The sequence below is a fragment of the Streptomyces sp. NPDC048436 genome, assembly GCF_043200355.1.
In the GTDB taxonomy this organism is placed as follows: Bacteria; Actinomycetota; Actinomycetes; order Streptomycetales; family Streptomycetaceae; genus Streptomyces.
In genome coordinates, this window is record NZ_JBICXP010000001.1 from 1,108,745 (window position 1) to 1,121,341 (window position 12,597).

Genomic DNA, 12,597 nt, shown 5'->3' on the forward strand with positions numbered 1-12,597 from the left:
GCGGTGGGCCGCGGGGGCTTCCCGGGCTGCTGCGGGGTCACTTCGACGTGTCGCAGCCGGGGTCGGGGGCCGGTGTCGAGAATCCGGCGCCCTCCGGGAGTACGTCGGTGATGTACAGGACCACCGGTTCGCTCCCCTTGTTGACACCGAAGTGGACCTCTTCGGGGCCGGTGGGCTCGACCAGCGCGTCGCCGGGCTTGATGACGCGAACCGAGCAGTCGGAGCCGTTGTACCGGGTCAGGGTCCCGGACTTGATGACCGCGATCTCCTCGCCCTGGTGGTAGTGCCAGCCGGTGCTCGCGCCCGGCGGAATGACGGCCTTGCGGTAGACGAGGTGGCGCGGCCCGTCGGCGTTCACCTTGAAGGGGAGGGAGGAGTCGCCCTCGGAGAGGGTCTCGCTGGTGATCGGGCCCGGGTCCGCCTTGTCGGACGTGGCGGCGTCGGCCACTCCGCCGGCGGTGAGGCACAGGGCCGCGGCGAGTACGCCGTATCCGAGCTTGCGCCGACGGGGGGTCAGGAAGGTGCGGGGCATGGGGTATCGCCTCTCGGTGGTTGATTCGCGTAGTCGGTTCGCGCGGTTGATTCGCGCGGTTGATTCGCGCGGGGACGGGGGGCGGTATGGACTGCTGACGCCGTTCAGGCCGCGTCAGCCTGTGACCGGGCGGTCAGGTACGCGCGTACGCCCCGGCCCGAGCTCTTGCGTCCCAGGAAGCCCTCGGCCACGAGCTGCTCCAGAAGTCGCGCTGGAACCAACTCGGGCCTCCCCGTGGCCTCATGGAGGCGCCGCTGGACCTCCAGGGCCACATCAGCGCCGACGGTGTCGAGCAGCCGGGTCGGCCCGAGCGGCTGTCGCCCCACGGACTTCATGACGGCGTCCAGGAGCGGTGGCTCCACCCCGGCCTCGCCCAGCAGCCCCAGGGCGTCGTTCAGACAGGGGAAGAGCAGCGCGTTGACGAGGAAGCCGGTGCGGTCCGCGCACTCCACCGGGACCTTGCCCAGGCGGTTCAGGACGGCGCGGGCCCGCTGCAACGCGGTGTCTCCCGTGTGCCTGCCGTGGACCAGCTCCACCAGGCGCATGGCGGGCGGCGGGTTGAAGAAGTGCAGCCCGACGACGTTCTCCGGGCGTCCTGTCGGTTCCGCGATCTCATGGACGGAGAGACTGGAGGTGGTCGTGGCGAGGAGCGTCCCCGGGCCGCACACCTGGCCGAGCTCGGCGAACAAGGTCCGCTTGACCGCCAGGTCCTCGACGACCGCCTCCACCACGAGATCGGCCTCCGCGGCCCGCGCCAGGTCGGTCGTTCCGGTCCAGCGGCCGAGGGCCCGCGCGAGGTCATCGGCACTGGTTCCGGAACGCTGCAGCCCGAACTCGACGGCCTCGCGTGCGTCTTCTGCCTTCTGCGGGGTGCGGGCGACGAGCAGGGTCCGGTAGCCCGCGCGCAGGAACACCTCCGCGATGCCGGTGGCCATGGTGCCCGAGCCGATCACGGCGACGGTCCTGACGCCGGGTTCGGCGGCCTGCCGCGGCGGGTCGGCGCGGGTGACCGGTTCGGCGACGAGGGGAGCCGGCCGGTAGCGCTCGCCCAGGCGCTGGTGGAGACCCTCCAGAATGTCGCGGGCCGTGCGGTGGCCGATGGCGTCCAGGATCGCCAGCGGGCCCTCGTCCCAGCCGCAGCCGAGGCGGAGTGCCGTCTCCAGCGCCTCCCGGTCCGCGTATCCCTCGTGGTAGGTCCAGGCCGCCTGGTTCAGGATGCCGAACAGCAGGGCGGGGGCGAGGGATCCCGGCCGGTCGGGCACTGCGTGCGAGGTGATGCCCATGCGGCGCAGGAGCTCCGTGACATGGGCCGCGGTGCCGTCCGATGTGTGCGGCCCCCGGGCCAGCTCTGCGGTGTCGAGGCGGTCGGCGCGGACGAACCGCAGGGCGAGCAGTTCGGCGCCTTCCGGGTCCGCGAGTTCGGCCACCGGGGTGGTGAGTGCCGTGGTCACGACGGGGGCGCCGCTGTACAGGGCGAGGGCCCGCAGTACGGCGCGTTTGCGGGGCTCCGGCTCCGGTACCGCTTCGAAGACCACCTCTGCCGCGGCGGTCGCGGAGAGGTCGTCGGTGACCGTGAGCAGGTCCGATGACGCCTCGGTCCTGGCCTGTGCGGCGGCCCGGGGGTCCGGTTCGACGCCGGTCGTCGAGATGCCTGCCGCGACCAGCCGCCGCGCCAGCTCCCTGCCGGTGGCGCCGAGTCCGACGACGGCTGCGCGAGCGACCGGCCGACCGGACGGGTCGGACGGGTCGGACGGGTCGGGAAAGAGAGAGTCCGCTGCCATGTCGTACGCCCTCTCAGTACCGGCTGCCGACGGGCGCCGGCACCCGGTCGAGCTCGGCCAGGTCGTCCGCGGTCAGCTCCAGCGACGCGGCCGCGATGTTCTCGGCCAGGTAACGCGGGTTCTTGGTGCCCGGGATCGGGATGACGTGCTCGCCCTGGGCCAGCGTCCAGGCGATGGCCACCTGGGCCGGGGTCGCCCCGTGCCGGGCGGCGACGGCGCGTACGGCATCCACGATGCGCAGGTTGGCGGTGAACGCCTCGTCAGCGAACCGCGGGTTGGCGGCCCGGAAGTCGCCGTCCTCGAAGCTGGGCGAGGTGAACGACCCGGTGAGGAACCCCCGGCCGAGCGGGGCGAAGGGCACGAACGACGCCCCGTTGTCCGCGCACCAGCGGACCATGTCGGCGCCGGGGGCCAGGGCGTCACGGGTCCACAGCGACAGCTCGGACTGGACGGCCGACACGGGGTGGACGCGGTGGGCGCTCTCCGCCTGGTCCACGGTCGCCTCGGAGAGGCCGATGCGGCGCACCTTGCCCTCGCGTACCAGGTCGGCGAGTTGCGCCCAGGATTCCTCGAGCGGCACGGCCGGGTCCACCCGGTGCAGGTAGTACAGGTCGAGGGTGTCCCTGCGCAGGCGCCGCAGGCTGGCTTCGACGGACTCCCTGATGTGGCGGGGCGAACCGTCCCGGCTCAGGGTCCGGGTGGCCAGGTCGTCCACGACGATGCCGACCTTGGTGGCCACCACCACGTCGTCGGTACGCCCTTCGAGGGCGCGGCCCAGGAGGGATTCGTTGTGGCCGTCGCCGTACGCGTCGGCGGTGTCAAGGTGGGTGACTCCCGCGTCGACGGCCTGGCGGATCACGGCGACGGACTGCTCGTCGTCGCGCCGGGACTCGGCGTAGCCCCAGCTCATTCCCATGCAGCCGAGCCCGATAGCCCCGACGACCGGTCCTCCGTCGGCGAGTTGGCGTGTCTTCACTGATGCTCCTGTCGGGTGGTTGCGTGGTTCAGCTGGTGGTCAGGACGAGCGCGGCGTTGTGCCCGCCGAACCCAAGAGAGGTGCTGACCGCGACGTCGAGCCGTGCGCGGCGGGCCGCGCCGGTCACCACGTCGATGTCGATCTCCGGGTCGAGTTCGGTCACGTTGGCGGTCGGCGGCACCACCCCGTGGTGCAGGGCGAGCGCCGTGTAGGCGGCCTCGACCGCTCCGGCCGCGGCCAGGGTGTGACCGGTGACGCCCTTGGTCGAGGTCACCGCGGGCGAGCTGCCGAGGACGCGGCGCAGGGCGCGTGCCTCAGTCAGGTCGTTCAATGGCGTCGATGTGCCGTGGGCGTTGACGTGGTCCACGTCGTCGGGTGCGACGCCCGCGTCGGCCAGCGCGGTGCGCAACGCCCGTTCGAGCCCGGCCCCTTGAGGTTCCGGTGCGGTGGCGTGGTGGGCGTCCGACGACGCCCCGAACCCGGTGATCCGCGCGTAGCCGCGCCTCCCCCTGGCCAAGGCGTCCCGCTCGCGTTCCAGGACGAGCACCGCGGCCCCCTCGCCGGCCACGAAGCCGTCCCGGTCGGCGGCGAACGGCCGGGACGCGGCGCCCGGATCGTCCTTGCGGCCCGACAGCGCGCCCATCCGGGACAGGCCCGTCAGGGTGGCGGGGCTGATCGCGGATTCCGTGCCGCCGGCGAGCACCACATCGCACAGGCCCGCGTCGAGCCACTGCCGCGCGGTGCCGACGGCGGATGCCCCGGAGGCGCAGGCGGTGGCCGTGACCAGGCTCGGGCCGTGGATGCGCTGGTCCATGGCGACGTATCCGGCCACCATGTTGACCATGCCCATGGGGATCATCAGGGGCGATACGTCCTCGGGTGTTCCCTCGTAATACGCGCGGTGCTGCCGCTCGAACGTCGCGGTCCCGCCGAGGGAGTTGCCGAGGACCACACCGACCCTGGCCGATTCCCAGGACGTGGGGTCGAGCCCCGCGTCGGCGACGGCCTGCCGGGCGGCGACCAGGGCGAGCTGCACGAAGCGGTCCAGCTTCCAGGCCGTACGCCTGCCGAGCAGGGCGTTGGCGTCGAATCCGGGCACCCGGCAGGAGAAGTCGGCCTGCAGGCCGTGCAGTTCGGGGTCGGTCGCCGCCGCGGAGACGCCGGAGCACACGCGCCTGAAGTTCTCCTCGGCTCCCGAGCCCGCCGGGGTGAGCAGGCCGATGCCGGTGATCGCCACGGCACCTGTGGATGCGGTACTCACACGCGGGGGTCCTTGGCCTCGATGACCGCCACCGCGTCGTCGAGTGTGAACGAGGACTTCAGTTCGCCTTCCTCGAGCACTATCCCCATCTCCTTGCGGAGGATCAGACCGAGTTCGACGAGGATGAGCGAGTCGATGTCGAGCTCCTCGAAGGAGGCCCCGGAGAGCACTTCGTCCTCGGGCAGTCCGAACTTCCCGCTCAGGACGGACACCAGATGGGTCTTGATCTTCTGCGTCACGGTCGCCGTGGTCATGGCTGTTCCTCTCGTCATGCGTGGATGTGGGTGGGTACGGTGGCCAGCTCCGGCCAGATGAGGGCCGTGGAGCCCCAGGTGAGTCCGCCGCCGAAGCCGGTCAGGAGCACCCGGTGTCCCGGCCTGAGGCCGCCGGTGGCCACCGCGTCGGCGAGCGCGAGCGGGATGGAGCCCGCCACGGTGTTGCCGACCCGGTCGAGGTTGACGACGATCTGCTCTGCGCTCAGGCCGAGTTGGTCGCCGACCGCACGCAGGATGCGTACGTTCGCCTGGTGCGCGACCACCCGGTCGGGTCCTTCGCCCGCCCAGCCGACCCTGCCGATGAGCGCCTGCGCGGACTTGCTCATGTTCAGGACCGCTTCGGTGAACACGGCACGGCCCTGCATCGAGAACCACTGGTCGCCGTCGGGCGCCGCGAGTCCGGTGGACCGCTGGCGGGAGCCGCCGGCCCGCACGGTGATCATTTCGGCGCCCGCGCCGTCGCTGCCCAGGTCGAACCCGAGGAGCTCGCCCGGTTCACCGGCGTGCCCCGTACGCAGGACCACCGCGCCCGCGCCGTCGCCGAAGATGGCGCGCGTGGTGCGGTCACAGGGGTCGAGGATCGTGGAGAAGGTGTCCGCGCCGATGACCAGGGCGCGGCGGGCCGTCCCCGCGCTGAGCATCGAGGCGGCGGCTGCGAGGGCGTAGACGAACCCGGTGCAGACCGCGGAGATGTCGAAGGCGGCTACTCCACCGAGGCCGAGGCGCTCGGCCACCAGGGGTGCGGTGGCGGGGCAGGGGTGGTCGGGGGTGCTCGTGGCGAGAACGACGAGGTCGATGTCGTCCGGCGCCGTACCGTCCTGCGCGCGGGCCGACTCCAGTGCTCTGCGGCCCGCTTCCACCGCCAGGTCGGAGGTGGCCTCGCCGGGTTTGATGACGTGCCGCCGCTCGATGCCGGTCCGGGTGCGGATCCACTCGTCCGATGTGTCGAGAGTGGCGGCGAGTTCGTCGTTGGAGACGACGGTCTCGGGCAGCGCGCCACCGAGGCCGCAGACCACGGCCGCGTCGCTCATGAGGCCACCTTGCCGGGAGCGGACCCCTTCGGGGCCTTGCCCGCGGGCGGCGCTGTCGCGGGCGCCGCCGCACCGGCCCCCAGCTCCGTGACCGTCTCGCTGCCGACCCGCGCGGCATGGGGCAGCGCCCCCAGTGCGACCCGCGCCCGGCGCAGCGCCATCCTCAGCTCGGCCGGGTCCAGGTCGGTGATCGAGGCGATGTGGCCGTCAGGGCGCACGAGCACCGCGCGCGGCTCCTTGCCCAGCAGCGGCGCGAAGCCCGGCCATGCGGAGATGTCCCGTACCGGGAAGGTGTCCGGCAGGGACGCGCGCAGGGCGGCGCACCGCTTGACCCAGGCATCGTCCTGCCGCTCGCCCGCCCACAGCAGGACCGTGGGCCGCTCGGCGTCGATGGAGGGCCAGCGTCCGTTACTCGCGGCCGGGTCACCGGCCGCCGCGGCGTGCTCGCTGAAGACCGGGAGCCGGTCGCCCGCGCGGACGGTCCTGGTGAGTCCCGGCAGGGTCTGCCAGAGCGAGTCCGCGGGACGGTAGGTGACATCGTGCTGAGCCATCAGGGGTGCGCCGAAGCGCTGCAGTACGCCGGTGCGCCGGGCCATCCGCACGAGGGTGTCCCGTACGGCGACTTCCCTGCGCCCCTTGAACAGTCCCCAGCTGGTCTGCTTCGCGGTGGTGAGGACGACCCGTTCCGCGGCGAGCCGCCGTTCGGAGTCGTAGGTGTCGAGGATGCCGGGCTCCAGCTTGCCGCGGATGACGCCCGCCAGCTTCCAGCCGAGGTTCACGGCGTCCTGGATTCCGGTGTTCATGCCCTGCGCGCCCGCGGCGCTGAAGATGTGCCCGGCGTCGCCCGCGAGGAAGATCCGGCCGTCGCGCAGGGTTTCGGCGACCCGGCGCCGTGCCCGGAAGATCGTGGTCCAGTTCAGCGGTCCGATCAGGCCGGGGTGCGGCGCCCGCTCGTCCATGACGCGCTGGAACAGATCGCGCGGCGGTGCGTGCTCCTCGGTCCAGCCGGGAACGCTGACGGCGAGACGGAACTGGCCGTCGCCGAAGGGTGCGAGGCCGAGCGCGCCGCCACGGGTGTAGCAGTAGAGCAGTTCGTTGTTGTGCAGATCCCCTTCGATCGGGCCGTCGCCGATCGCGAAGAGGACGTCCTCGCCGCTGCCGAGGAATTCGATCCCGGCCAGCCGGCGCACCGAACTGTGCGCGCCGTCCGCGCCGATGACCCAGTCGGCCTCGATCTGCTCGGTGCGCCCGTCGGTCCATTCCACGTCGACGACGGGGCGCCGGCCCGCGTTGTCGAGCCCCGTCACCGTGCCCTGTTCGACCTGCCCGCCGAGTTTGATGAGCCGGTCGCGGACCGCGTCCTCCGTGCGGTGCTGGGGGATGACTAGCCCGAACGGATAGGGGGTGTCCCGCAGCCGGCTCATCTCGATGGCTCCGAGGGGCCGCTTCTGCGAGTAATACGACACCGCGTCCAGGCGGTTGCCCGCCTCGGCGAGCGGTTCGGCGGCGCCTATGCGGTTCAGCAGTTCGAGGCTGCGCGGCCACACCACGATGGCGCGGGAGTGCAGCGAGGAGCCGGGCGGCGTGCCGTCGATGATCCTCACCGGCACACCCTGGCCGAGCAGTTCACAGGCGAGGACCAGGCCGACCGGGCCCGCTCCCACGACCAGCACGGGCCGCTCGCCCCCGGAGTTCTCACGCGGGGAAATCGTCATCCTTACGCCTTTCGTCTTCGTCATGGAGGGAGCGGTCACGGCCGTCGTACGACGACGCCGCTCCAGGTGAATCCCGCGCCCGCGCTCAGCACCAGGGCGTACTCACGGGGCCGCAGCGCCCAGGGCCCAGCGCCGGACAGCGCCGCGAGGTTGGAGAAGAGGTCTCCGGCGCCGAGGTGACCGGTTCCCGCGCCGAGGTCCACGGCGGGGGCGGGCGTGACGGCGGCCACCGCGGGTCCGTAGATGTCCCGTGCGGTCGCCTGGCCGAGGCGGGGCAGCAGCACCGCACGCAGAGCGGGGTCGTCGGGGGCGAGGCCTGCCTCGGCGAGCGCGGAGGCGACGACCCGGGTGGTGGTCTCCCGCAGCCGGGCCACGAACGGTTCGCGGCCGGCGCCGGTGAGGAACGCCTTCTTCGTGCGCCGTACGTCGACGGTGGCGCTGACGGTGTGCGGGGCGTCCTGGAACCCGCTCAGGTCCCGGTGGACGACCTCCAGGTCAGGTGCCGCCTCGGTGACGAGCGCCCGGAGCAGCAGCGCGCCCTCGCCTGCTCCCCGGGGGTCTTGTCCGACGCGATCGACGACGGCCGCCGTGCCGCTGTCGCCGTACCAGACGCCGTAGTCACCGCGCCAGCGGTCGAAGCCGGGCCCGCAGAACCGGTCTCCGGTGGTGACGAGCACCGGCCCGTGCCCGGGCACCGCGAGGTGCCGGGTGAGCGCGGCCTCCAGTGCCGCGCCACCCCCGTTGCACATCTGCTGGATGCCGGTGGGCACCGCGCCGGTGGCTCCGGTCCGCTCGGCCACGTAGTGCGCCGGGGACCAGAAGTCATGGCCTTGGTAGTACGTCCACGCGTGGAGGACAGCGGTGACGGATTCGGGTGCGACGCCCGACCGCTCCAGGGCGTCCCGGCCTGCCCGTACGGCCATCTCGGGCGCCGACTCCCCCTCCGACACCGGGAGTTGCTCGTAGCCCACCGCCTCCGCCTCGTTTGCGGCGGCCCTTCCGTCGGCGACCGCGGCGGTCGCCTTGACGGTGGCGGCGGGCAGCCACTCGGCGGCCGTGACACGGATGCCGTCCGGTGCCCTCATGCCGCCCGGTCCTTGTCATCGGGTAGCCGGGGGGCCGCGGAGCCGGTGGCCGTGTGCGTCACGCCGGACGCGATGACCGTCTCGTCCTGGATGAACTCCACATGGAACGTGTGCACTCCGGCGGAAGGGCCCGGCTCGCCCCTGGTGACACGGACCTTCGTGACGGCATCCAGCTCGGCGTACCGCGTGAAGGTGAAATCGAAGCCCGTCACGGTGGTGTGGGACACCGAGGCACCGAGCAGCTCGGCAGCCGCGTAGAGGCAGGTCTGCCGGGCCGCCTCCATCAGGACCATGCCCGGCAGATGGTCCTGGGCGTGGTCGAACATGCTGGGGTTGTCCAGTGGGACGCGGACGGCGGCCGTGACGCCGTCGGGGCCGGCCGCGATGTCCGCCAGGACGACGTTCGCCGGATCGGAGCGGCCCACGTGCACGGGCCGCACCGAGGAACCGGACCCGCGCAGCCGCGAGAAGGGCGCGAGCGGCCTGCCCCGGCCCCGTTCGCGGACGGTGTCGTAGACCTGTCCCGGTATGTAGCCCACGTCGATGCTCACCCGGCCCAGATAGTGCCGCGTGAGAGCCAGGTCGATGTCGTAGGTGAGCCGCCGCACATCGCCTTCCGCTCCCCTGCGGTTACTGGTGCGCACGCTCATGACGAGCTCGCCCGGACGGTCCTCGCGCGGTGCCGTGAGAAGGCCGGGCAGCGACATCGACCAGGAACGCAGCAGGAACTTGCTGTCCCGGGCCACCCCGAAGAACTCGTGCCCGCCGTACGTCTCCGCCTGCCGGGCGCATTCGAGCAGCAGGAGCGGGTCCGGTGTGCCGAGCCGTGAACAGCGGTCGGCGTAGTAGGTGTGGGCCGGCGGGAGCTGGGCGGCGGCGACGTACTCCGTCTCGCTCGTCTTCCTGGCGTCCGTGAGGAAGACCTCGGAAATGGCCCAGCGGTGCAGGGATCCGCGATCCACGGTCCTTTTGAATTCCAGCTTCTCCACGCCTGGTGGAAAACCGTGCGAAACCTCGGCTTTCATGAATCCGTGCCCCCTAGATAACGTTCACCAATGCACCCGGGCCCCCGTGTCTTCGGGGCAGTCGGCGGGCACGTCAACCAGCATCGAGGGTGCGGGCCAATGTTCAACTCAAGCCGGGCACTTGGCCGGGCCGAGTTGTTCCGCGCTTGTTTCCCGCTTGAGTTCCCGCTCCCGACAATCGTCTGGCGACTTGATGGGTCGGATGCACGCTTCGTCGGGAGGGTTTCTCAGTGGCCACTCAGCAGGAAAACACCGGGCGGTCGACCGCCGCGCTCTTCCCGGGGCAGGGCGTGCAGCGCCAGGGCCTCGGCACCCGCTGGCGCGGGACACCGTCGTGGCCGGTGCTCGCCGAAGTGTCCGAGGCGTCGGGGTACGACGTCGAGGAGCTGCTCCTGGAGACGGGGACGGAGTCTCTCGGGCGGACCGACCTGGCCCAGATCACGGTCTTCAGCGCATCACTGCTGTCCTGGTTCGAGTTCCGCCGCACCCAGCCGGACGCCCCCGTCGCCGCCTTCGCCGGTCACAGCCTCGGCGAATACACGGCGCTGGTCGCCGCGGGCGCGCTGACCGTCGCCGAGGGCGCCCGGCTCGTCGGCGAGCGGGGCCGCGCGATGGCCGCCGTGGCGCGCCCCGCTCCGGGCGCCATGGCGGCGGTGATGGGGGCGGCCTTCGACCGGGTCGAGGCACTCACCGAGCGCGTACGCGAGAGCGGCGAGAGCGTGTGGGTGGCCAATCTCAACAGCGGGCACCAGACGGTGATCGCGGGCACTCCGGACGCCATCCGGCTCGGAGCGAAGCTCGCTCGTGAGGACGGCTTGCGCTACACGGTGCTCCCGGTCTCCGCCGCCTGCCATACGCCGCTGATGGCGCCGTCGGCCGGAGCTCTGCGACCGGCGCTCGACGCCACGCGATTCGCACCGGCGCACAGGCCCGTGGTCGCGAATGTCGACGCGCGGCCACACACCGAAGGGGCCGAATGGGCCGAGCTGTGCGCACGGCAACTCGTGAGCCCCGTACGCTGGTTGGAAACGCTCGAAACTCTGGTGCATTCCATGAATTGCGACCAGATGATTGATTTCGGACCCGGGCGCACTCTGGCCGCACTGACGCGCCGCGCCTTTCCGGATATCTCCGTGTCGTCGGCTCCGGTGCCGGCACCCGAGTTCGCGGCCCAATAGCACCGCGCATGCCCGGAAATGTCGGCCGGGGAACGGACTTCAGTGGCTGATGCCGGACGCTTCCAGCCTCGCCATCGGCATATCGGCGTAGAGCGTGGCGGCCCGGTCGACGGACACCTCCAGCTTGGCGAGAACGAGGGGTGCGGCGATCGCGGGAAGGACCAGCTGGAACAGCTTGGCCACCTCGCTCGTCAAGTCGTAGTCGTCGGGCAGGCCTTCACACACCACGCTCGCGCCTGTCCAGGCGCACACCAGGATCCTCGCGGTCTCCGTCGCGTCGACGTGCGCGTGCACCTCGCCCCGCTCTCGGGCCTCGGCCAGCAGACCCGCGAGCAGCTCCGTCCAGTCCGGCCAGCGCGTCCCGAACAGGCGCCGCGCCTCGATGTCCACCGACATGCGCAGGGCCGCGCTGAGCATCGGCTCACGCGGAAGCCGGTAGGCCAACAGCAGGAGCACGTCGACCAGTTCCTGCAGTTTGAGGCGGTGGGGCCGTACGCCGTCGGTGGTCACCGCGCCGTCGAGCACTCCTCGCGCCAGGTCAGCCTTGGACGAGAAGTGGAAGTACAGGGCGCCCTTGGTGACTTCGGCCCGTTCGAGGACCTCCGAGACCGTTGCCGCCTCGTATCCCCGTTCGTCGAAGACGGCCGCGGCGGCCTCCAGGATGGCTCTGCGAGTCCGGACGGCCCGCTCCTGCTGCACCACGGTAACGCCTCCTTATGATGGTGATCACTTGAAAAAAACCAGGCAGACGGTATGTTACTGGCATTGATTGAACTACCAAGTGTTCACCACTTCATGGGGGAATCCAATGTCCAACGTACTGTCTGCCGACGTCCTTGATTCCATAACCGCCGGCTCTCTGTCGACCAACGAGGCCGCGACCACCACAGTTCCCAAGGAGTTCCTCCATCTGCACCGGGAGGAGTCGGCCCTGGTCACCGGCTGGACACGGCTCGGCTCCGACCAGTACATGGTCACCGCCGCCTGGCCGGAGCCCGCGGCCGGGGGTGCGTACGACCCGCTGAAGCTGACGCAGACGATCCGCCAGGCGTGCCTGCTGATCGCACACGCCGAACGCGGTGTCCCGCTGAAGCACCAGACCCTGATGGAGCGCCTGGACTTCTCCTTCGACCCCGGATTCCGTACCGCACCAGGGCGGACCGACCACTTCGTCCTGGACGTCACGTGCCGCGGCACCGGCCCCCGGTCGATGAGCGTGGACTTCACCGTCCACCATGACGGCCGCGCCATCGGGGAGTCGACCCTCACGTTCAGCTGGATCGGCCCGGCCGTGTACCGCCGGCTGCGCGGCGAGCACCTCCAGGTCGACTGGGCGGCAGTGCCCCGCACCCCGGCCGCCCCCGCCGGTCTCACCGGATGCGACGTGACCAGCCGCATCGCCATCACCCCCACCGAGCGGCCCGGCCGGTGGCAGCTGCGCACCGACACCTCCGACATCACCCTCTACGACCACCCCGTCGACCACGTCCCCGGACTCGCCCTGATCGAGGCCGCCTACCAGGCCGCCCACGTCCTGACCGGCCCGGACGCGCCGAAGGCCCACCAGGTGATCAGCACCTTCGACCGCTACATCGAGTTCGACGCGCCGTGCTGGATCGAGGCGGTCGCGACGGGATCCGACATCCGGGTCACCGGCACCCAGGACGACCGGACGGCGTTCACGGTGACCCTGCGCGGCGCCGCCGCCTGAGCTGCGGACGTAAGAACCAACCGCCAT

At 71.6% G+C, this 12,597-nt stretch carries 12 protein-coding genes; 2 read left to right on the top strand and 10 right to left on the bottom strand.

Annotated features, from left to right (window positions below; all coding sequences use genetic code 11):
- Nucleotides 1-37 precede the first annotated feature (37 nt).
- The 9 genes from ACGFX9_RS05050 to ACGFX9_RS05090 form a co-directional block, all read right to left on the bottom strand.
- Nucleotides 38-532, bottom strand: coding sequence for a cupin domain-containing protein (locus tag ACGFX9_RS05050; RefSeq protein WP_393464691.1), 495 nt, complete (start codon nt 530-532; stop codon nt 38-40).
- Nucleotides 533-636: 104 nt separating this feature from the next.
- Nucleotides 637-2,313: a 3-hydroxyacyl-CoA dehydrogenase family protein gene (locus ACGFX9_RS05055; protein ID WP_393464693.1), complete on the bottom strand. Its 1,677-nt coding sequence runs from the start codon at nt 2,311-2,313 to the stop codon at nt 637-639.
- A 13-nt stretch (nt 2,314-2,326) separates the two neighbouring features.
- Nucleotides 2,327-3,289 carry an aldo/keto reductase gene (locus ACGFX9_RS05060; protein WP_393464696.1) on the bottom strand — a complete coding sequence of 321 codons (963 nt, stop codon included), beginning with the start codon at nt 3,287-3,289 and terminating at the stop codon, nt 2,327-2,329.
- A gap of 28 nt (nt 3,290-3,317) precedes the next feature.
- Entirely contained in the window at nt 3,318-4,550 is a 1,233-nt protein-coding gene (locus ACGFX9_RS05065; RefSeq protein ID WP_393464699.1) for a beta-ketoacyl-[acyl-carrier-protein] synthase family protein, read from the bottom strand.
- The gene (locus tag ACGFX9_RS05070) at nt 4,547-4,804 is read right to left on the bottom strand and encodes an acyl carrier protein (protein WP_393464702.1); all 258 of its coding nucleotides are present in this window, start codon (nt 4,802-4,804) and stop codon (nt 4,547-4,549) included. Before ACGFX9_RS05070 ends, ACGFX9_RS05065 begins: the two co-directional genes overlap by 4 nt.
- A gap of 14 nt (nt 4,805-4,818) precedes the next feature.
- Nucleotides 4,819-5,856, bottom strand: coding sequence for a beta-ketoacyl-ACP synthase III (locus ACGFX9_RS05075; protein ID WP_393464705.1), 1,038 nt, complete (start codon nt 5,854-5,856; stop codon nt 4,819-4,821).
- Nucleotides 5,853-7,571 (bottom strand): FAD-dependent monooxygenase, encoded by a 1,719-nt coding sequence (locus tag ACGFX9_RS05080; protein ID WP_393464708.1) that lies wholly within the window; start codon nt 7,569-7,571, stop codon nt 5,853-5,855. Before ACGFX9_RS05080 ends, ACGFX9_RS05075 begins: the two co-directional genes overlap by 4 nt.
- A 35-nt stretch (nt 7,572-7,606) precedes the next feature.
- A complete protein-coding gene (locus tag ACGFX9_RS05085) occupies nt 7,607-8,656 on the bottom strand; it encodes a 3-oxoacyl-ACP synthase (RefSeq protein ID WP_393464711.1) in 1,050 nt (349 codons plus the stop codon).
- Nucleotides 8,653-9,618, bottom strand: a complete 966-nt coding sequence (locus tag ACGFX9_RS05090; protein WP_393464714.1) for an AfsA-related hotdog domain-containing protein — start codon at nt 9,616-9,618, stop codon at nt 8,653-8,655. Before ACGFX9_RS05090 ends, ACGFX9_RS05085 begins: the two co-directional genes overlap by 4 nt.
- A gap of 293 nt (nt 9,619-9,911) precedes the next feature.
- Here ACGFX9_RS05090 and ACGFX9_RS05095 point away from each other — a divergent pair, with 293 nt between their 5' ends.
- Nucleotides 9,912-10,859: an ACP S-malonyltransferase gene (locus ACGFX9_RS05095; protein ID WP_393464717.1), complete on the top strand. Its 948-nt coding sequence runs from the start codon at nt 9,912-9,914 to the stop codon at nt 10,857-10,859.
- A 39-nt stretch (nt 10,860-10,898) separates the two neighbouring features.
- Here ACGFX9_RS05095 and ACGFX9_RS05100 read toward each other — a convergent pair whose 3' ends face one another.
- Nucleotides 10,899-11,561, bottom strand: coding sequence for a ScbR family autoregulator-binding transcription factor (locus ACGFX9_RS05100; RefSeq protein ID WP_393464720.1), 663 nt, complete (start codon nt 11,559-11,561; stop codon nt 10,899-10,901).
- A 106-nt stretch (nt 11,562-11,667) separates the two neighbouring features.
- On the opposite strand from ACGFX9_RS05100, the gene ACGFX9_RS05105 reads away from it, so the two are divergent.
- Complete coding sequence (locus ACGFX9_RS05105; RefSeq protein ID WP_393464723.1) at nt 11,668-12,570, top strand: ScbA/BarX family gamma-butyrolactone biosynthesis protein; 903 nt, start codon at nt 11,668-11,670, stop codon at nt 12,568-12,570.
- Nucleotides 12,571-12,597 lie beyond the last annotated feature (27 nt).

Excerpts from the sequence above, each read along its gene's own strand:
- ACGFX9_RS05050 (WP_393464691.1), bottom strand. The coding sequence starts at position 532 with ATGCCCCGCACCTTCCTGACCCCCCGTCGGCGCAAGCTCGGATACGGC.
- ACGFX9_RS05055 (WP_393464693.1), bottom strand. The coding sequence starts at position 2,313 with ATGGCAGCGGACTCTCTCTTTCCCGACCCGTCCGACCCGTCCGACCCG.
- ACGFX9_RS05070 (WP_393464702.1), bottom strand. The coding sequence starts at position 4,804 with ATGACCACGGCGACCGTGACGCAGAAGATCAAGACCCATCTGGTGTCC.
- ACGFX9_RS05075 (WP_393464705.1), bottom strand. The coding sequence starts at position 5,856 with ATGAGCGACGCGGCCGTGGTCTGCGGCCTCGGTGGCGCGCTGCCCGAG.
- ACGFX9_RS05080 (WP_393464708.1), bottom strand. The coding sequence starts at position 7,571 with ATGACGATTTCCCCGCGTGAGAACTCCGGGGGCGAGCGGCCCGTGCTG.
- ACGFX9_RS05085 (WP_393464711.1), bottom strand. The coding sequence starts at position 8,656 with ATGAGGGCACCGGACGGCATCCGTGTCACGGCCGCCGAGTGGCTGCCC.
- ACGFX9_RS05105 (WP_393464723.1), top strand. The coding sequence starts at position 11,668 with ATGTCCAACGTACTGTCTGCCGACGTCCTTGATTCCATAACCGCCGGC.